Source organism: Frankia sp. CgMI4 (genome assembly GCF_001756285.1).
GTDB classification, from domain to species: Bacteria; Actinomycetota; Actinomycetes; order Frankiales; family Frankiaceae; genus Frankia; species Frankia casuarinae.
Genome location: NZ_MAQZ01000086.1, coordinates 1 through 20,438, shown reverse-complemented (window position 1 = coordinate 20,438; position 20,438 = coordinate 1). Strand labels below are relative to the sequence as shown.

The following is a 20,438-nucleotide window of genomic DNA, read 5'->3' as shown; positions in this document are numbered from 1 at the left end:
CACCAGCACCAGCACCAGCACCAGCACCAGGATCCGACTGCGGCTGTTCCTCGCCGGCCATCCCCAGCCGGTGGTGCTGCACGCCGACGGGCGCGCCTCGCTCGTCGGTCGCCCGGGAACCCTGCTCGGCGTCCTCGACGACGACGAGGTCTCGTTTCCGGGGTTCGAGATCGTCCTGCGCCCGGGCGAGTCACTGGTCTTCTACACCGACGGGGTCATCGAGGCCCGCAATGGCGGGAAGCTRCTCGGCGAGGACCGGCTCCTCGACGCGATCGGGGGATGCGCAGGCCTGTCAGCGCAGGGGATCGCGGATCGCGTCCTGGCCGCCGCCGAGCGGTTTGCCGGCGGCAACCTGCGCGACGATGTCGCGATCCTCGTGGCGCGCGTGCCCGGCTGACCGGCATGATGGACGCTTCGGGGTACCTCCGAGGCGCCTCCGCTACGCCCGCGGGCGTCCCCCCGGGCCCCGCGGGCACGAAGGCCCACGGAAAGGAGGCGCCACCGGCACCGCACCGGATGCCAGATCGACATAGCCTCAAGAGGTGCGATCCGGAAACAGAGGCTTCAATCCCCACCCAGTGGGTAGAGCCACCTCGATATCCTCGCACAGGCTTGGTGGTCGATGAGCGCGTCTTCGGTCCCGATGGATGTGGTACGGCAGGCAACGTCCAGTTGCCCACCCGCAACCCACATACTCGCCGAGCTCCCCTATCTGCCCTCCGCCGTCCCGCAGGCCCGCAGGGTGCTCCGCGAGGGCATCCGGCTGGCGGACCTTCCCGAGGACCTGCGCGGCACCGCCGAGCTGCTCGTCAGCGAGCTCGTGACGAACGCGGTCAAATACGGGCAGCCGCCGCTGTGGCTGCTTATCGAGATACGGCCCGGTCTGATCCACGCGTCCGTGTCGGACACCTCGACGGTTCTGCCGCAGCGGCGTGAGGTCGCGCCGGACGCCGAGGGCGGTCGCGGCCTGCTGGTTCTCGACACGTTGGCGGGCAGCTGGGGGACGGTGGCGGTCGAGTCAGGGAAGTACCTGTGGTTCGACCTGCCCGTKCCGGTTCCGCCGGCGCCGGTGGTGGGTCGGCGGTCCGCCTCCGTCCCCGAAGCCGACGGCGCGGCCTCCCCGGGCGCCGGGAGCTCCTCGCTGCCCGAGGGGCCGTCGTCCGCCGACGGGTCGTCACCCGCCGAACCCACCGAACCCACCGAACCCACCACTGTGACCCGCTCTGCCCCGGCCGCCCGGTACTCCCCACCGATCCGTCCCGCGCCACGTCCCCCGGCCGCCTCCGCATCGGCCCTGCTGTCGTCCGCCTTCGGGATGTCCCCCTTCCCGGTCCTGTCGAGGCGGCCGGGATCGGACCGTGCCGGATCAGGCCGCACCGGAGCGGCACGCRCGGGTTGGGAGGCGGCCCGGCCAAACGACGCCGAGGCGGCCGTCACGATCATCACCAACGGCCCCTGACGCCGTCACGTCATTCCCCGCCCGGCCCTCCCCCGCAGCGGATGGGTCCGGCATGGTTGGCGAATCACCCGATCAGCGGGTCAGCGGGTCAGCGGGTCAGCGCAGAGGTTCTGTGACGYCGGTTACAAAATGGCGTGCGCTACTTGAAAAGCAATGCGGCACTGAATCGTGACGCCGCGTGACGTCACGATCGTCCAAGCGGGCCTCGCCCCGCCGCGGGCCACGTCCCGTCAGACGACGGACGTCCATCCCTGCCCGACGACGCACCGCCAGATGCGGCCACCCGAACCGGTCGAGCCCCCGATGACGAGCTGGCCCGTGGTCACGCAGTCGGCGGGCTGCGGATCGGTGACGCTGATCCGCACCCAGGGATGCAGGATGTCGTTGCCCTGGTGGACGTTGAAGTTGTCCCCGAACACGCCGGCGCCGCCGGCCTTGTTGACGGCGAAGATGGGTTGGTTCAGATGGTCGTAGACGATGAACAGCTGGCCGTTGGGCCCGCCCGTCGACTGGATACGAAGCCCCTCAGCGCTCTGGTTGGTCGCCCGGAACACCCAGGGGTTGCCGGTGAAACCGCTCTGCGCGTAGGCGTAGCCACCGCCGCCGAGCAGCCCGCCGACAAGGGTCGCCGCGCCGAGCACGCTGATGGTCCTGAGACGATGTAGGTACGAAAACATGGGTCTTCTCCCCGATCGATACTCCCGGCCGTGTCCTGATGTGACTCCCGATCGGCAGTCACGGCTGATCTGATAGGAATGCCACTATAGATTGCTAGTTATCTATTCATTGTGACAGAAGTCCTACTTTTGACCAGCCGAACGGGCCAGAACCACGACACATCGGCCCCCGCCGTCCGCAATGTCCCGTTTGGGCRCCAGGTCGATAAACACTGCGTATCGCCCCATCAACAGATTGTCAATAACCCGAAAAATGCGACTTGGAGTAATATTGTCTAGAATGTCAGAAATAACTGCCATGGCGGCTGGAGCGATGAGCTTGAACCTGGTGCTACCTGGTGCTGAAGGAACATTCCTCTCCCGGGTATCCGATCAGCTCGACCGATCGGTGGGGAACGGAGCATGCCGTGTTCCCCGAAGCTCGATGCGCCGGGCCCGGGGGTGGCCGAGGAAATCCGGCAGTGCGAACTCGTAGCCGTACGCACCCGCCATGGGGAAGACGACGACGTCACCCGGCCGCACCCGATCGACCGTGATGTCACGGGCGAGGGTGTCCTCCGGCGTGCACAGCTCCCCGACCACCGTCACCGGACGACCTTCGACCACCGCCTCCCGCGTGTGCTCCGGCTCCGGCCCACCGTTCCGGCCCGATCTCTCCACGACGGCGAAGTTATGGACGATCTCCCACGATGTCGGCAGCGCGAAATGATGAATTCCGCCACGCAGAATCACGAATTCCGTCCCGTAGGAATGTTTGACGTCGATCACCTCGGCGGCGTACCAGCCGGAGTCGGCCACCAGCATCCGCCCCGGCTCGAAGATTACCCGAGTTCCGTCCGGCACCGGCAGCGAACTTAGTCCCTCACCAAATCGGATTAGGTCAAAGGGCCGGTCACCGCGCCGGTCCGGTTCGAACGGAACCCCGAATCCACCGCCCACGTCGACCATCCGCAGCTCGATCCCGGCCACGGCAGCCGTCCGGACGGCGAAATCGAGACACCACCGGACGTAGCCCAGATGGGCGGCGGCATCGAGATTGCCGGACACTGCGTGGACATGGAATCCGACGACGTCGATATGGGCCAGATCCGCCGCGAGTTCGAGCGCGGCGGGGACCTCCGTTTCKGGGATGCCAAACGCACTCGGCCGACCGCCCATTTGGAGGGAGCCTGCCAGGCCTACCTGGGCCGGGTTGACGCGCACCRCCGCCCGCACCCGACGGCCGAGCCGGGCCGCGACGGCGTCCAGGCGGCGCAGTTCGCCGAAGCTCTCGACGTTGACGACGTCGACGTCGGCCGAGACCAGCGCGGTAAGCAGGGTCATCGACTTTCCCGGTCCGGATGCGACCAGGCGGGGACGTCGGGCGGAGTCGACCCGGCCGTACGCTGCCTGCGCCAGGCGCACCTCGTGCGCGGAGGAGACCTCGAAACCGTCGATGCCCCGACCGCTGGCGCCGGTCCTGGCGTCGCTCCTGGCGTCGGTCGGGGTGGCGCCCGGGCTGGAGTCACTCCGTTCCCGCCCCGACCGAGGGATGTCCGGACCGGTCCCACGCAACAGGGCGTCGAGTATCGGCGGAAAGCTGTTGGCCTTGACCGCGTAGCAGACCTCCGCCCACATGGGCAGGCAGGCCCGCAGCGCCGCGGCGTTCCGCGCGGCCGCCGCCGGGTCGTAAAAGTAGGCGCTGACCTCTCCGGCGCCGGCCGGCCAGGCACGCACCGCGGTCAACACCGGACGGGGGAGGCTTTCGGCGGGCAGGGCGCGCAGCGGCGCGGCCGAGGGCGGCAGGTCCACCAGATCGACTCCTCACTCCAATCAGTCGTCACTCCATCAGTCGTCCGAGACTCCATCAGTTGTCCGAGCTCAGCCGCGTCCCTCGCCAGGGACAGGACAATCCCCTCTGCCGCCAGGCGCACTGCCGCCAGGCGCACTGCCGCCAGGCGCACAGGAGCGATGGCGTGTGGCGCGGGCTGCCGAGTGCGGACGCATGGTCCAGAAGGGTGGTCCAGACAGTGGTCTCGGATGGGTGGTCTCCACCTGGACCCGACGCTGTCGGTTAGCCCGATGGTGGGGCGACGAAACACGGATCGGATCCGCAAACGGTGCCTGATACATCACACGGACCGCATCCGGCTTCCGTGCCGCCGGACGGTCGCGGGACGTTCGTCACCGCCATAACCGGTTGTCTGATTCTGATCAACGGGCGTGTAGTGGACATGCCGCAAACACCACAGCCTGAGGCCGATGTTTCTGCCGCAACCCGACTCCCCYGGACGGACTATGAAGAGACCACCACGTCTGCTTGGCACCACCATAACCTTGCGCGGAGCAACCATGGTGCGACTGGCTTAAGTTAGGCTTCCCTCAATCAGCCTGCGCGAAAGGGAGTCGCCCGCGATGACGGTTTCCGCTCGTGACSCCGCCGGCGGCTCAGCCGGCCGCACGGCGCCCCCCGCGACCGTGCCTTCCGTAACCACGAGAGCCACGACGACGCCCCCTGCGACCACGACCCCCCCGACCACGACCCCCCCGACCACGACCCCCGTCGCCGCCAGGTCCACGCCTGCAGCCCCCACCACGGGTCCCAGGTCCGCACCCACGGACGCCGCGAACCCGGCCACGATCCTCGCGCGTCAGCGTCAGCGCGAATCGGCGGCACGGACCTATGCGCGGACCCTCCCGATCGTGCCTGTCCGGGCGTCCGGAACCATGGTTCTCGGCGCGGATGGCCGCCGCTACCTGGACTGCCTGGCCGGCGCCGGAACGCTCGCGCTGGGACACAACCATCCGGTGGTAACCGAGGCGATCACATCGATGCTTGCCCGAGGCGCCCCGTTGCACACGCTCGACCTCGCCACCCCCGAGAAGGACGCCTTCACCGACGAACTCCGTGGCTGCCTGCCGGCCGGCATGGGGAGCGATGTGAAGTTGCACTTCTGCGGCCCGAGCGGCGCCGACGCGGTCGAGGCGGCCATCAAGCTCGCGCAGACGGTGACGGGCAACCAGACCATCCTCGCGTTCACCGGTGGATACCACGGAATGACGGCGGGTGCCCTGGCCGTGACCGGGAACGTCGCCGTCAAAGATCCTCTGCCRCCATCGACATCCGTCGTACGGCTGCCGTTCCCCTTCCCCTACCGGTGCCCGTTCGGGGTGGGGTCCGGTCGCGCCCCCGGTCCGGACGGTGCCGAGTTGTCCGCCCGCTACATCGAACGTCTCCTCGATGACCCGGCCGGAGGGGTAGTCAGGCCGGCGGCACTGATCGTAGAACCGGTTCAGGGTGAGGGCGKGGTGGTTCCCGCTCCTGACGGCTGGCTCCGCGCCATCCGCGAGATCACCCGTCGCCGCGGCATCCCACTGATCCTGGACGAGGTCCAGACGGGAGTCGGTCGCACCGGGAAGTACTGGGCCGCGCAGCACAGCGGCATCACCCCCGACATCATCGTCATGTCCAAGGCGATCGGCGGCGGGCTGCCACTGGCCGTCATCGCCTACCGGTCTGAGCTGGACACCTGGGCGCCCGGGGCACATACCGGCACCTTCCGTGGAAACCAGCTGGYGATGGCCGCGGGCCATGCCACGCTGCGCCTGGTGCGAGAGGACCGTCTCGACGAACGCGCCGCCCGACTCGGCACGCGCCTACTCACCGGCCTGGCAGAGATCGCCCGGAACCGGCCGCAGGTGGGCGACGTACGCGGCCGCGGGCTGATGCTCGGCGCCGAGATGGTCGATCCGACCGCAGCCCCGGACCTCGTCGGCGCGCATCCCGCCGACGCGAGACTCGCCGGTCTGGTACGTGCCGAATGTCTGCGCCGCGGCCTGATCATCGAGCTCGGTGGGCGGCACGGCGCGGTCGTCCGGCTGTTGCCACCGCTGATCCTCAGCGATGAGGAGGGCGATCGCGTCCTCGCGATCCTCGCCGACGCCATCGATGCCGCCGTCCGCAGGCTCTCCGTCCACGCGGCTTTGGGACACCCACCCGCCGATCAGGCCCACGTCCGGTTCGGATCCGCCGGATGATCCCCCCGCGCAGCCCTGACACACCTGTCGCCACCGCGCCGGCCGGAGAGTCCGCACCAGCCGGAAAGCCCACGTCGGCGGAGGAACGGGGGCGGAGGAACGGGGGGTCCACGGACGGTCCACGGAGGCGGGAGATCCCCATCCTCCCGGGGCTACGGCCGATGGTCGATCTCGCGTTGGCCGCCCTCGACGATGGCCGCCGGATCCGCGGCGGCCCGCTGCCCGCCGGTGGTCCACCGGTGGTGCGCGCCATGACCAGAGCTGCCCTCGGCCTGACTCCGGCCGATCCGGCCCCGGCCGATCCGGCCCCGGCCGATCCGGCCCCGGCCGATCCGGCCCCGGCCGATCCGGCCCCCCCGGACAGTACAGGGACCCTGCTACCGAGGACCGGAATCGGCCCGTCGGCCGCGCTGACCGGCCTGGTCGAAGCCCTGGCCGCCGGTTCCGCGGACCCGGCGGACCCGTGGTGCGCCGCCCATTTGCACTGCCCTCCGCTGGCGGTCGCGGTCGCCGCCGACCTCGCCGTGAGCGCCCTCAATCCGTCCCTGGACTCCTGGGACCAGGCTCCCGCGGCCACGACGATCGAGACCGAGGTCGTCGCGACCCTGGCCGCACTGGTCGGCTTCGATCCGGACCGGGCCACCGGCACGATCACCACCGGTGGGACCGAATCGAACCTGATGGGCCTGTTCCTCGGTCGGGACGCGGCCCGCCGTGGCCCGACCGGGCAAGACGCTTTGGGCCCGGCCGCCCCAGGTCACGATGCCGGGCACCAAGGAGGCCCCGGGCACCGAGGAGCGGACCGGCCGGCACCTCGGGTGTTCCGTTCGGCGGCGGCACACTTCTCGATTGATCGGGCGGCGTCCCTGCTCGCGATCGACGCGCCTCCGGTGCTGGTCATCGAGACCGACGACCGGCACCGGATGCGCGTCGAGGCGCTCCGTCACGCCCTGGCCGCGCACGCCGGGCCGGCCATCGTCGTGGCCACCGCTGGTACCACCGATGCGGGCGCGGTCGACCCGCTTCGGCAGATCGCCGCGGTGGTCGAGGAACATCGCCTCCGGTTAGGTGGGTCGCAGGACCCGAGCAGGCCATCGGGCATGGAGGCAAGGTCCGGCAGGGCGGCCTGCTGGTTTCACGTGGACGCCGCCCACGGCGGCGGCGCGTTGCTGTCCGAGCGGCTGGCCGGCCTGCTGGACGGACTCGACCTCGCAGATTCGGTCGCACTGGATCTGCACAAACTCGGCTGGCAGCCGGCGCCGGCCGGGGTCTTCCTCACCGCCCGCGACGACGGCTGGGCCAGCCTCGCGACACGGGCGGAGTACCTCAACCCGGAGGATGACGAGGCGGCCGGCTTCACCAGCCTGCTGGGCCGGTCGCTGCGGACCACCCGCCGCGCGGACGCCTTCCCCATCGCGGTCACCCTTCGGGCCCTCGGCCGCGACGGTCTCGGCGCCCGGGTGGATGCCTGCCATGATCTCGCGCAGCACGCGGCACGGACGGTGCGCGCCGACCCCCGTCTCGAACTCGCCTTCCCGGTAACACTCAGCACCCTCGTCTTCCGCTACCGGCCGCCACAGGCCATCTCGGATCCGACCGCGTCCGGCCCCACCGCATCCGGCCCCGCGGGCCCGCCCTCCCCCGACCGGGTGGACCGGATCAACGCCCGGCTGCGCCGGGAACTGCTCGTCGCCGGCCGGGCCGTCGTGGGGCGCACCCAACTCGGTCCCCGTCACGCGGTCTTCCTGAAGCTGACTCTGCTCAATCCCGACGCCACCACGGCGGACGTCGACGCGCTGCTCGGGCTGATCGCCGAGACCGGGGACGTCCTTGCCGCCGGTGGTTCCACCAGGGCCCGGCGGCGGTCGTGACCGGCGATCGACCGCAGTCCGAGGCCATCGCGGACGCGACCATCGCGGACGAGATCGTCACGGAGACTCTGCTGCGGTGCTGGGTGCGGGAGACAGGCGTCCGGTTACCGGCAGACGCCCGGACGCTCGGCATCGACCTACCCGCATCCGGCCTGTCCGTTCGGGCGACGTTGACGCACCACTCCCCGGCCGGATGGCACGGGTTCGGACCACCACGCCTGGTTTGCGCGGCCCGCGAACCAGCCCCGGTGGACGCGGGCCTGCTCGCCGCGCTGCTCGTCCGAGAGGTCGTCACGCGGGATGGGCTACCGCCGGCTCTCGGCGCCCAGGCGCTGGGAAGGATCATCGATTCCGCCGGCTGGATCGCGAGCTGCCTCGCGGCCCGCGGTCCCGGGCCGGACCCGGCCACCATCCCCCCGTTCCTCGCCGCGGAGCAGGCCCTGATCACCGGTCATCCGTTCCATCCGGCGGCCAAGAGTCGCCAGGGGGCTTCGCCGGAGGCACTGGCCACCTACTCTCCGGAAGTCGGCGGGTCCTTTGCGCTGCACTGGTTCGCAGCCCATCCCTCCGTGGTGACCGTCTCGGGCAGTACAACGACCCGCTCCGGAGGGCGGGACCAGGCCCTCGGCACGAACGGCCGGGGCCTGATCCGGCTGCTGGCGGATCTGGCCAGGGAAGACGCTGGGGCCGAGGAGCCGAAGTCCGACCTCTCGGCCGCGTCCGGTTCCGGACCAGACCGACATGGCCCACCCGGGCTCACGGGGTCCCCTCGGACCGGCGGACGCGATCGCCCGGACATTCCCGCCGGTTACGTCGTGGTACCCGCGCATCCCTGGCAGGCGGACGAGGTCAGCAGGCGGGAACCGGTCGCCGAGCTGCTTGCGGACGGCCGCCTGATCGACCTCGGGGTGTCCGGGCACCGGTGGTATCCCACCTCGTCGCTGCGTACCGTCTGGCGGCCGGAGATCCCGGTGATGCTCAAGCTCTCGCTGGGGATGCGGATCACCAACTCGCGCCGGGTGCTGCAGCTCGACGAGCTGCGGCTCGGCGCGATGACCGCGAGGCTGATCGACGCCGGTCTCGGCGCGGCGCTCGCCGCCCGACATCCGAACTTCCGCCTCATCGGGGAGCCCGGTTGGGTGGCCGTCACCCGACCGGGAGGGGAGGGTCGGCCCCGAACCGGCCCCGCAACACCGCTGCGGATCGGGTCCGGCGAGCGGCGCGACGGAGGGCGCGACGAGGACGGCGTCGGGCTGGAGACCGCCGTCCGGGTCAATCCGTTCGGGTCAGTCGACCGGGTGGTGTGCGCCGCGGCACTCATCGCGCCCAGGCCCGAGCGGACCACGGACAGCCGTGGCCGGGCCCGGACGGCGATGCTTCCCCGGATCCTCACGACGCTGGCTGGCTCGCTGAGCGATCCCCTCCCGACGCTGACCGACGCCTGGTTCGACCGTTACCTGACCGTGGTAGCCGCCCCGGTGGTGGACCTCTACCTGCATTTCGGGATCGGCGTCGAGGCCCACCTGCAGAACACCCTGGTCACCCTGGACGCGGCGGGCTGGCCGATCGCCGGCTGGTACCGCGACAGCCAGGGCTACTACGTGGCCACCTCCGCCACGGCGGAGGTGCAGCAGCTGCTGCCCGGCTTCGGTACCGGGCTCAACGCGATCTTCGATGACGCGCTGGTGGCCGAGAGGACCATCTACTACCTGTTCGTGAACAACGTCTTCGCCCTCGCCGGCGCGCTCGGGGTCGCGGGTGTCGCGGACGAGCGCCGCCTGCTCGGGCGGGTGCGTGGCCTRCTCCATCGGCTGGACGAGGATGGCCCACGCGGGCGGGGGCTGCGACCACCCGCCGCTCGCCGAGCACTGATCACCAGGCTGCTCGACTCCCCCACCCTGCCATGCAAGGCCAACCTGCGCACCTGCGTGGACGGGCGGGACGAACTGGTCGGACCGGTGGCCACTCAGTCGGTGTACGTGCCGATCCCCAACCCGCTCCTGGAGGCCTCGTGACCTTCCGCGCCCCGTCCACAGCTCGCGGCGAGCGCCCGCGTACCGTCGACGACGGATCGGCGTTCGCGGGTCTGCCGGCGGGGGGCGAACCGCCCTACGACGTGGTYGGGGTCGGGTTGGGGCCGTTCAACCTGTCGCTTGCGGCCCTGGCCGACGGGCTGCCCGGCCTGCGGGCCGTCTTCTTCGACCAGGCGCCGGCCTTCAGCTGGCATCCCGGCCTGCTGTTGGAAGGTACGACCCTGCAGGTGCCGTTCCTCGCCGATCTCGTCACCCTGATCGACCCGACCAGCAGATGGTCCTTCCTGGCGTACCTGCGCKAGCATGACCGGCTCTTCCGCTTCTATCTCTACGAACGGTTCCACATCCCCMGCCGGGAGTATGACGACTACTGCCGGTGGGTCGCCGACGGTCTCGACTCCACCCACTTCGGCACCCGTGTCGAGGCGGTCCGCTGGGATCCCGACACCCGCCTGTTCCAAGTGACGATCGTCCAGCCCCACCGGTCCGATCAGGCAGGGCAGTCCGGCGCGTCCCCGACACGGGTGGTGACCGCTCGGCACCTGGTCCTCGGGATCGGAACCGAACCGATCATGCCGCTGGCCTTCGCGGGGATGCCGAACGGGCGGGCCTTCCATGCGGCCGAGTACCAGCAGCGGCGTTCCGCGCTGGCGGGGCTTTCCCGGGTCACGGTGGTCGGCTCCGGACAGTCCGGGGCGGAGGTGTTCGCGGATCTGCTCCGCGCACAACCGGTGACCGGCCATCAGCTGACCTGGATCACCCGCACCCCCGCCTTCGCACCGATGGAGTACTCCAAACTCGGCCTCGAACAGTTCACCCCCGACTTCGTCCGCTATTTCCACGGTCTGGAGCAGACGACCAAGGACACGCTCGTTCCGGCTCAGTGGCAGCTCTACAAGGGGATCGACGCGGACACCATCGCGGAGATCTACGACCTGCTGTACGAACGGACGATCGGCGGGGCGGACGTGGCGGCGACGCTGCTGCCGGGCGTCGTCGTGGAGACGGCCTCGCAGCGGGACCGGGGCGGTGAGATCACTCTCGGCTGCCGCCACCGCGATCAGAACCGCGCCTTTCCCGTCCACACCGACGCGGTGGTGCTTGCGACCGGATACGCCGCCCGCCGGCCGACCCTGCTCGATCCCATGGCCGGACTGATCGACGTCGACGACAGGGGCCGCTTCCGCGTCGACGCCCGGTACCGGGTGGCGACCGACGCCGGTCTGACCGGCCGTGTCTACGTCCAGAACGCGGAGCTGCACACGCACGGCGTCGTGACGCCCGACCTCGGCCTCGGTGCCTGGCGCGCCGCGGTCATCCTCGACGACCTGACCGGCGGCGACGCCTACCGGCTGCCGTCGCCGTCGGCGTTCACGACCTTCGGGGTCCCCACCCGGTCGGGCCAGCCTGACGGGAACGGCCAGGCCTTAGGCGAGCGGCGCGTACGGCCGCGCGATCCGGCCCCGACCAAGACGGCCGGGACGGCCGGGCGTTGACCACGTCATGGTCCGCGCCACCGCCCGCGGCACCGTCCCCGGGGCGGACCGGGTCGGCGGACCGATGGCGGCAGGCCGGCCGTGCCCTGCTGGCCAAGCTCATCGCCGAAATGGCCTACGAGGAGCTACTCAGTCCGCAACCCGACGAGCCAGCGGATGCCACGGCCGGGCCGGCGGGCTCCCCGGGCGGGCCGCCACCCACTGCACCGGCACGGACGAGCGATCCCGCGGTGCGCGGCGTGACCCCGGACGGGCGCAGGCACCCCCCGATCGGACGGGGTCCCATCCAGGGTTACCGGCTCCGAGCCGGGGGCGTCACATACGCTTTCACCGCCCGACGTGGCACATTCGGGTCCTGGTGGATCGATGCCGCCACGCTGACCCGCTCGGTTACGCCGCCCGGCCCGGACGGCAGCCCCCCCGAACCGGGCACCRCACCGACCGTTCCGGGCACCGCACCGGCGGACGACCCGATCCGCTTTCTCCAGGACATGCAGGTCCTGCTCGGCTGGTCCGATCCGGTCCTCGCCGACGTGGTACGCGATCTGCTCGCCACCCAGGCAGCCGATCATCATCTGCTCGGAACGGCGATTCCCGCGGTGGATCTCGCCGATCTGCCGTTCGTCGCGCTCGATGGGTACCAGACCGGCCATCCCTGTCTCGTCGCGAACAAGGGACGGCTCGGTTTCGGCGCGGCCGCGGCCGTCTACGCCCCCGAGGCGCGCCGGCCCTTCCGACTGCGATGGGTGGCCGCACACCGCGCGATCGGGCGGTACAGCGCCATCGCCCCCAAGGCCATCGACCTTTCTGGCCAGGGCGCGCCGACCGTGCCCGACCTGCTCACCACGGAACTCGACGAGCAGACCCGCGCCCACTTCACCGATGTGCTCCGCGGCGCCCTGCCGGACGAGCCACGCCGGCCGGGCCCCGCGCCCCTCTCCGCCCCACCCGCCGGACCACCCGCCGGTACGACGATCGCCGACTATGTCTGGCTACCCGTCCACCCGTGGCAGTGGGAGAACGTAATCGTGCCGCTCTATGCGGCCGAGATCGCCACCGGCCTGCTGGTACCGCTGGGCGAAGCACCGGACCGGTACCTGCCCCTGCAGGCGGTGCGCACCCTCGCCAACGTCGACCGGCCGGACCGGCGGAACGTCAAGCTCGCGCTGATGATCCGTAACACGCTGGTGTGGCGAGGGATGTCGGCGGCTGATGCCATCGCCGGGCCGGCGATGTCGAGCTGGCTGCTCGGGCTTCGCGACGCGGATCCCTTCCTGCGCGACGTGACCCGGGTTCTCCCGCTTCCGGAGGTCGCCGGCGCCACCGTCCGGCACCCGGCCTACGACGCCGTCCCCGACGCGCCCTACCGCCTCCACGAACTACTCGRCGTGCTCTGGCGTGATCCGGTGGAGCGGTTTCTCGACGGCGGGGAGCGGGCGCGCAGCGTCGCRTCCCTGCTGGCGGTCGGCTCCGACGGTCGGGCAGTCGTCGCCGAGCTCGTGRCCCGCTCGGGCCGGCCGGCGCACGACTGGCTCGCCGCGCTGTTCGCCGCTCTCCTGCCGCCGCTGCTGCACTACCTGTACCGGTACGGCGTGGCCTTCACGCCGCACGGCGAGAACGTCCTGTGCATCTTCGATGCCGAGGAGATGCCCCGCCGCATAGCCGTGAAGGACTTCGGCGCGGACATCGAACTGGTGTCCGGCGAGTTCCCCGAGCGGCGGGGGATGCCACCGGAGGCGGTCGAGCACTGCCGGCGGTGGCCCGGCCCGGTCCTGGCCCACTCCCTGCTCTCGGCGGTGTTCGCCGRGCRCTTCCGCTTCTTCGCGGTGCTCGTGGCGGATCATCTCGATGTGGACGAGAACCAGTTCTGGCGGCTCGTGCGGGCGACGGTCGACCAGTACCACGCGARGTTCCCGGCCCTGCGGGAGCGGTTCGCCTCGATCGATCTCCTCGGGCCGGCGTTCGGTCGGGTCTGCCTGAACCGCGAGCAGTTCGCGGGCGCCGGGTTCCACGATCGCGCCGACCGGGACGGAGGCTTCGACCTGATACACGGCGAGGTCGCGAACCCACTGCACGATGTGTCCACCCTCACGACGGGCCCGGCGCGACCGGCAGCCCCGACGGAACCGGCGCCGCCTACGGCATGAACGGAGAACGCATGACATCGTCGCCGGTTCCGACCCCGCCATCGGCCCAGGTTCCGGCCCGTCCCGACCCCCCGGACCCGCTTGAGCCACCTGAGCCGATCGGGCGGCCCGCACCGCGGGTCCAGCCCCGCCCGATCGGCCCCGGGTCATCGTCCGATCAGGCGCTCGGGGAGAACGCGGCCGGCCGGGGAGTGCTGCGTGACCTGCTGGCCGGAGCCGAACCGGTCGAGGAGATCATCGTCGCCACCGTCGACCTGCAGGGCCGGCTCGTCGGCAGCGCCGTGTCCCCGGAGCACTTCACCGGACCGGTGCTCGCCGATGGCCTCGGCGCCTGCACCTACCTGCACGCCGTCGACGTCGACATGAAGACCGACGGAGGCTACCCCCACTCGCCCTGGTACGACGGCTTCGGTGATCTACGGCTCCAGCCCGACCTCACCACGTTGCGCCGCGCACCCTGGCATCCGTCCGACGCGGTGGTGTTCGCGGACGCGTTCTGGCCGGACGGGTCCCCGGTGGGCGTCGCTCCCCGTGCCGTRCTGCGTCGACAGCTCGACGCGCTCGCAGCCTCCGGTCTGACCGCCTTCGCCGGGACGGAGCTGGAGTTCCTGGTCTTCCGCGAGTCCTACCGTCGAGCTGCGCGGCGCTCCTATACCGATCTCACCCCGGCCAGCCGTTACAACATCGACTACGCGCTTTCCGGCACGGAAGGCCTGGACGATCTGGTCCGACGCCTCCGGCGGGCGATGGCCGGCATCGGGGTGGCGGTCGAGTCCGCGCGCGGGGAGGTCCATCCGGGACAGTTCGAGATCGTGTTCCGGTATGCCGATGCGATGCAGGCCTGCGACAACCACACCCTCTACAAGACCGCCGCCAAGAAAATCGCCGCGGCGGGCGGGCAGGCCCTGACCTTCATGGCGAAGTACGACGAGGGCGAGGGGAACTCCTGCCATGTTCATCTGTCCCTGCGCGGGACGGACGGGGCGTGTGTGTTCGCGCCGTCCCCCGAAGGTGAGGGGGCGCTCGTCCGGCACCCCGGCTTGGCCCCACCGGGCATCGCACCCCCCGGTTTCCCACCCCCCGGCTCTCGCGACGACATCGCCGGGATGTCCGCGCTGATGTGCTCGTTCGTGGCCGGGCAGCTCGCCTGCATGGCCGATTTCGCGTTGCTGTACGCGCCCAACGTGAACTCGTACAAGCGCCTGGCACCGGGCTCATTCGCTCCGACCGGAGTCAGCTGGGGACGGGACAACCGGACCTGCGCCATACGGGTGGTCGGCGACGGGCCGGGCCTGCGCGTCGAACATCGGGTGCCGGGCGGTGACGCGAATCCCTACCTCGCCGTCGCCGGGATGATCGCGGCCGGCCGTTACGGCATCGAGCACCGTCTCCCGCTCGAACCCGGACGGGTGGGCAACGCCTTCACCATGCCGGACGTGCCACGGCTGCCCGCGACGTTGCGGGAGGCGGTGGACCGATGGCGCGCCAGTGCGGTGGCCCGGGCCGCCTTCGGTGATCGGGTCGTCGCCCATCTGGCCCATGCGGCCGAAGTCGAGCTCGCCGGCTACGAGCGGACCGTCACCGACTGGGAGCGCCGGCGCGGCTTTGAACGGTTCTGACCCCGCCCTGCTCCGGGACGGAGTATTCGCGTAGTCCGAACCGCCGATACAAAGTCCGCAAGGGGCCAGGGGCCCACCAGTTGTAGTCGCCGGCCACCCGCATGAAGGCGGGGACCAGCACCCCGCGGATGAGGGTGGCATCGAGCACGATCGCGAGCGCGGTGGCGATCCCGAACATCTGGATGAACCGGACCGACGAGGTACCGAACGCGACGAAGGTGACGGCGAGCAGCGCGGCGGCGGTGCTGACGATCCGCCCGACCCGGGCGAGCCCGGTGGCGACCGCCTCGGTGTTGGGCGCGCCGGCGTCGTGCGCCTCCTTGATCCGGGAGAGCAGGAAGACCTCGTAGTCCATCGAGAGCCCGAAGGCGATACAGAAGAGCAGGACCGGCATGGAGGTGTCCAGCGGGCCTGGGGTGAAGTCGAGGAACCCGGACAGGTGGCCGTCACTGAAGATCCACACTGAGGCGCCGAACACGGCGCACATCGCCAGCCCGTTGAGCACGATGGCCTTCACCGGTAGCAGCACGCTGCCGGTGAACAGGAACAGCAGCACGAAGGTCGCCAGCGCGATCAGCCCGAGGGCGACMGGGAGACGGTCGGCGATCGTGGTCYTGCCGTCTACCAGGACGGCGGATGCGCCACCGATCAGCACGCTGGTCCCCACGGGCGCCGGCACCGCACGCGCGGCCCGGACGAGGGCCTGCGCATGGTCCGACGCATAGTCCACCGCAGGTACGACCTGGAGGGAATCCGCTCCGGCGATCGCGAACCGGCGGCTGGCCGGACCGGGCGGTACGACCCGGCGCCCGTCGATGTGGGACCCGAGGGCGCTGTCGACCCGGGCCACGTCCGGCAGTTCGGACAGCGCGGTCGCGTAGGAGGCGAGCGCGGACCGGTCGATCATGCCCGGCCCGGTGGCTTGGACGACGACGTCGAGCGCGCCGCCGATGTCGGCGGCGAACGCGCCCCGCAGGGCGTCACCGACGATCCGGCTGTCCGCCGAGCCCGGCTTCAGCACCCGGTCGTCCGGGGTGCCGAAGTTCACGTGCAGAAAGGGCGCCCCGAGGACGAGCAGAACCGCGATCACCGGCAGGCCGGTGAGCACGGGGTGGCGCATCACGGTGCCGGCGACCTGACGCCAGAACGGCGAGTCGGCCGCCTCCCGCACCACGACCGGCGCCGACCCGACCGGCGCCGACCCGACCGGCGCCGACCCGACCGGCGCCGACCCCGCCGCGCCCGCGGGCCCGATCGCCTCGCCGCCCCGGGCACGACCGGCGCGGCGACGCCGCACGAGCCCGAGCAGACCGCCGATCCCCCAGGCGTTGACCCGCTCGCCGAGCACCATCAGCAGCGCCGGCAGGGCCACGACGGCGGCCAGCATCGCGACGAGGGTCACCGAGATCCCGGCGTAGCTCATCGACTTCAGGAAGAACGGCGGGAAGACGAGCATCACGGCCAATGCCACGATCACCGTCGCCCCACTGAACAGGATCGTCCGGCCGGCCGAGCGGACCGTCCCCTCCACCGCGGTGGCGCGGTCCCGACCCGCCGCCAGTTCCTCCCGGAACCGGCTGACCATCAGCAACGAGTAGTCGATGCCCAGCCCCAGGCCGAGGGCCGTCGCCAGGTTCACCGCGAAGATCGACACGTCGGTAAGCTCACCGATCACCGAAAGCGCGGCGAAGCCACCCAGCATGCCGAGCAGCCCGATACCCAGCGGCAGCAGGGCGGCGACCACGCCCGCKAACGCGATGACCAGCAACGCCAACGTGATGGGAATGGCGAACGACTCGGCGGCGGCGAGGTCGGCCGAGACGTGTCCGCTGATGTCCTCCCCGACCGTCGCGGCCCCACCCGGTCGGACCGTCACCGCCCCCGGCGCGTCCGCCCACGACCCATAATGATCAACGATGTCGGCGGCCTGGTCATCGTCCTGGACACTGGCGACGACGAGCGCCTGCCGACCGTCCCGCGAGCGCAGCGCCGGACCGCCCCCCGTCCAGTAGGACACGACGTCCCTCGCCCCGGCCTGGGCGGCGAGATCGGCCGCAACCTCCTTCCCCGCGGCGACGACCGCCGCGTCGTCGACATCGCCCGCCCGGGCGGTCACCAACAGGAGGAGGTTCGGGCGGCCGTGGAAGCGGGCGTCCAGGACGTCCTCGGCTCGGGAGGAGTCCGACGCTGGATCGTCGAACCCCCCCGTCTGGAGTTTGCCGAAGGCACCGCCCGCGAGCCCACCGGCGCCGAGCAGCACGAGGAGCGTAAGGACGAGGACCAGACRCGGGCGGCGCGTCACGAGCGCCACGAGCGGAGTAAACACGGAACCCTCCGAAGAGCAGGCGATGCTGAAGAGAACAGTGTTCGCGATCGCTGCTCGTGTCAAGACGCATCCGTTCGCAAAGTTGACAGCGTTCTCGTCGAGACCCACCATGACCGTGGTGAGCAGTCCGGTTCCCCGTCGCGAACGACTGCGGYAGGCCACTCTCGACGAGATCAAACAGACCGCGCGCGCCCAGCTGGYCGAGCGTGGCCCGGCTGCGCTCTCCCTACGGGGGGTCGCCCGGGTGATGGGCATGGCCCCATCGGCCCTGTACCGCTACGTGGACAGCCGGGAGATCCTGCTGGCCGAACTGGTCGCGGACGGGTTCGCCTCGCTGGCGGAGGCCCTGGAGGCGGCCTTCGACGCGGCCGATCCGCATGACCACCTACGACGCTGGCTCCAGGTCGCCCGCGCGCAGCGCCGCTGGGCCCTGGACCACCCGACGGAATACGGACTGATCTTCGGTCCCGGCATTCCCTGTGCCACGTCGACCAACGACCGGATGATCACACAGCTGCACCGCGCGGTCGCGGTGCTGTTCCGCTGCATGAGCGAGTCGACCGGGGCCGGCATGATCGACACCGCCGCGGTGGACGCCCAGCTCACCCCGCCGATGCGCGCCAGCCTGCAAGCCTGGGGACGCGACCACGACGTCGCGATCGACGCCGCCGGACTCGCCKTGTGCCTGGCCGTCTGGACCCAGTTGCACGGCTTCATCTCCTTGGAGATGTTCGGGCACCTCCCCCCCGCCCTTGACGACATCGACGAACTGTTCGACCGGCAGATGGCGGACGCGATCATCCGCGTGTGGCGAGGCGGGTACAACCTCGCCACGGTGATGCCCGTCCCGCCGGCCGGCCGACCGGTCGCGAAGTGACCACCCGGTGCCGGCCAGTCGGTCCGGTGATTGACGGTCCGGTGGTCGCCGGGCAGCGGTTCAGCTGCCCGGCGACCGGCCGCCGGACGGTCAGGCCGAGGTCCGCATTCGCCGCCCCAGTGCGTCGAGCGCGACCCGACGGGTACTCTTGATCTCCGGCAACCGCGCCTGATAAGCCGGTGCCGTGGCCAACGGCTGGTAGAAGCCGAGCCGCGGAACGAAGTCGGTGTCGTCGTAGCCCGGCGGCCGGTGCAACGCATACGTACGACCCGGGAAAAGCAGGTCGTAGTTGTCGGCGATCTGCCAGATGGCGACGTGCGGGTCGACCCGCCGACGCTGAAAGTACGCCTCCAGGACATCGATTGTGAAACTAATCTCATGGAACTGTTTGACCAGGCTGTGGTAGTGCTGGCCGACCTGATACTTGATCGGTAGTTCGACCTGGAGACTATCGGAGTAGTCGAGCAGATCGAGAGCCAGAACCTTCAGTGACGTCTCGACGCCGTACCCCCGCGAGAACGCCAGCGCCGCGAAGACGTCCGCGTCGATGACGAACTCCCCGATCAGCGGCTGGATTGTCCGAGTGATGGACGGCACATACCTGGCGAGCTGTTTCGACAACAGCGACCGCAGCATCTCGGTGGTTCGCCCCCCGGGCTGCCCGTCRCCAGTCACTCTACGCGAACTTCCGTTGACGAAAAGCGGGGCGTTATCGGCAGTCGCGGCGGCAGCCAGGACACCCACTGTATATGGATCATAGCTTTCCAGATCGGCGTCATGGAAGATGAGCCGACTCCCGAACGCAAGATAGGCGAGACTACGCATCGCACCCGCCTTGCCGCCGGTCGTGGTGGCCTCTCGGCCCGCGTGACGCTGCAGGACCGACTCCCCACGCACGACCCAGCTGGCGCCCGCGTCGGTCGCGATGCGCATCAGGCCATGTTCGTCCCCGTCCGACGACGGGTCGACAACCACGCCGATCTCGTCCAGCACGCTACGCTCCTGCATCCAGCGTTGCCGGTTGAGTGCGATGATGTCGCCGAGAGTTCGAGCCGCCTCCGGGCCACGGGCCGGGATGAGCAGACTCAGAGTGATGCCCTTGGCGAGTTTGTCGACCTCGATTGAGTCKAGGTCGAGGCTGGTGGGTTCGAGCGTTCGCACGGACGCCCCTCTCTCGTGACCTTTCTTCGGTACGGACAGCCCGTACCGGTGATGACGTCCAGATGGGGATCTGGTGYGGCATTGCCGGCGKTATCAGACGGGCTGGGTAGGGARTCCCCCGGCCACCCCGGACCGCATGATTGCGTACCTCCGTTCACAACGCCTCATCCGCCCGAGTCGTAGCCGGTACCTCCCCGCGTGTTCCGGTTCACCGCTTCCGCCTCTCGACCACCCGGGAACGATCGGTCCGCCACATGCAGGTGCTGGAGCGTCAAAGTATCGGTCTTACGACCGTGTCCGTCACTCCCCATCTTTCTCGAGGGGGAACAACCACCGCTTCTGGGACAAGGAGCGAACACTCGGCGCCGCACCAGCACGGCGCATGACCCCGCCGTGCCACGGAGAGTACCCGACCAAGCGCCCGGAACGGTTACTCCAGGACCGATCCGAAAGAACTACCCCCACACGGCCCGCCGATGCCACCGGATGGGCAGAATCGCTCACGGCGTCCTACTCTCTTTCGATCATGGCCATGGAAGGAAGACCGGCGCGCGGCCGGACCATCCCGAGGACGGACGATCGGGCGGCGCTCGCCGACCTGCCCRCCGCCGTGGCCGCGCTCACCATCGCGTACGCCGGGACACCACGGCGGATACGGCATCCGGGGCTGGGGGCTGTCTACTCGAACCAACCCTCTCGCCGACGTCATGCCCACCGACGTCATGCCCACCGACGTCATGCCCACCGACGTCATG

13 protein-coding genes are annotated in these 20,438 nt (G+C 70.5%); 9 read left to right on the top strand and 4 right to left on the bottom strand.

The genetic code is table 11. From position 1 onward, the window contains the following. On the top strand, positions 1-397 hold a 397-nt coding region (locus Manayef4_RS16175), incomplete at its 5' end, for a PP2C family protein-serine/threonine phosphatase (RefSeq protein ID WP_139140105.1). 225 nt (positions 398-622) lie between these two features. Then, positions 623-1,459, top strand: a complete 837-nt coding sequence (locus Manayef4_RS16170) for an ATP-binding protein (protein WP_070132133.1) — start codon at positions 623-625, stop codon at positions 1,457-1,459. Between the two features lie 230 nt (positions 1,460-1,689). Here Manayef4_RS16170 and Manayef4_RS16165 read toward each other — a convergent pair whose 3' ends face one another. Beyond that, positions 1,690-2,136 (bottom strand): hypothetical protein, encoded by a 447-nt coding sequence (locus Manayef4_RS16165; protein ID WP_011438422.1) that lies wholly within the window; start codon positions 2,134-2,136, stop codon positions 1,690-1,692. Positions 2,137-2,508: 372 nt separating this feature from the next. After that, the gene (locus Manayef4_RS16160; protein WP_070132132.1) at positions 2,509-3,927 is read right to left on the bottom strand and encodes a diaminopimelate decarboxylase; all 1,419 of its coding nucleotides are present in this window, start codon (positions 3,925-3,927) and stop codon (positions 2,509-2,511) included. Between the two features lie 603 nt (positions 3,928-4,530). On the opposite strand from Manayef4_RS16160, the gene Manayef4_RS16155 reads away from it, so the two are divergent. From Manayef4_RS16155 to Manayef4_RS16130, 6 genes are all read left to right on the top strand, one after another. Further along, positions 4,531-6,153 carry a diaminobutyrate--2-oxoglutarate transaminase family protein gene (locus tag Manayef4_RS16155; RefSeq protein WP_070132131.1) on the top strand — a complete coding sequence of 541 codons (1,623 nt, stop codon included), beginning with the start codon at positions 4,531-4,533 and terminating at the stop codon, positions 6,151-6,153. Between the two features lie 161 nt (positions 6,154-6,314). Further along, the gene (locus tag Manayef4_RS16150; RefSeq protein WP_070132130.1) at positions 6,315-8,024 is read left to right on the top strand and encodes a pyridoxal-dependent decarboxylase; all 1,710 of its coding nucleotides are present in this window, start codon (positions 6,315-6,317) and stop codon (positions 8,022-8,024) included. Beyond that, the gene (locus Manayef4_RS16145) at positions 8,021-10,039 is read left to right on the top strand and encodes an IucA/IucC family protein (protein WP_011438426.1); all 2,019 of its coding nucleotides are present in this window, start codon (positions 8,021-8,023) and stop codon (positions 10,037-10,039) included. Before Manayef4_RS16150 ends, Manayef4_RS16145 begins: the two co-directional genes overlap by 4 nt. Before the next feature lie 71 nt (positions 10,040-10,110). Continuing rightward, positions 10,111-11,553 (top strand): SidA/IucD/PvdA family monooxygenase, encoded by a 1,443-nt coding sequence (locus Manayef4_RS16140; RefSeq protein WP_070132135.1) that lies wholly within the window; start codon positions 10,111-10,113, stop codon positions 11,551-11,553. Beyond that, positions 11,550-13,700 carry an IucA/IucC family protein gene (locus tag Manayef4_RS16135; protein WP_070132129.1) on the top strand — a complete coding sequence of 717 codons (2,151 nt, stop codon included), beginning with the start codon at positions 11,550-11,552 and terminating at the stop codon, positions 13,698-13,700. The genes Manayef4_RS16140 and Manayef4_RS16135 overlap by 4 nt, the downstream gene beginning before the upstream one ends. An 11-nt stretch (positions 13,701-13,711) precedes the next feature. After that, complete coding sequence (locus tag Manayef4_RS16130; protein WP_011438429.1) at positions 13,712-15,319, top strand: glutamine synthetase family protein; 1,608 nt, start codon at positions 13,712-13,714, stop codon at positions 15,317-15,319. Here Manayef4_RS16130 and Manayef4_RS16125 read toward each other — a convergent pair. Further along, positions 15,279-17,645 carry an MMPL family transporter gene (locus Manayef4_RS16125; RefSeq protein ID WP_070132134.1) on the bottom strand — a complete coding sequence of 789 codons (2,367 nt, stop codon included), beginning with the start codon at positions 17,643-17,645 and terminating at the stop codon, positions 15,279-15,281. The two genes, Manayef4_RS16130 and Manayef4_RS16125, sit on opposite strands and share 41 nt — an antisense overlap. A 22-nt stretch (positions 17,646-17,667) precedes the next feature. Here Manayef4_RS16125 and Manayef4_RS16120 point away from each other — a divergent pair, with 22 nt between their 5' ends. Further along, positions 17,668-18,522 carry a TetR/AcrR family transcriptional regulator gene (locus tag Manayef4_RS16120; protein WP_254665688.1) on the top strand — a complete coding sequence of 285 codons (855 nt, stop codon included), beginning with the start codon at positions 17,668-17,670 and terminating at the stop codon, positions 18,520-18,522. Positions 18,523-18,612: 90 nt separating this feature from the next. Here Manayef4_RS16120 and Manayef4_RS16115 read toward each other — a convergent pair whose 3' ends face one another. Then, positions 18,613-19,683 carry a hypothetical protein gene (locus Manayef4_RS16115; RefSeq protein WP_011438432.1) on the bottom strand — a complete coding sequence of 357 codons (1,071 nt, stop codon included), beginning with the start codon at positions 19,681-19,683 and terminating at the stop codon, positions 18,613-18,615. Positions 19,684-20,438: the final 755 nt, after the last annotated feature.

Coding starts and splice junctions, on each gene's coding strand:
- Manayef4_RS16165 (WP_011438422.1), bottom strand. CDS start 2,136: ATGTTTTCGTACCTACATCGTCTCAGGACCATCAGCGTGCTCGGCGCG.
- Manayef4_RS16150 (WP_070132130.1), top strand. CDS start 6,315: ATGGTCGATCTCGCGTTGGCCGCCCTCGACGATGGCCGCCGGATCCGC.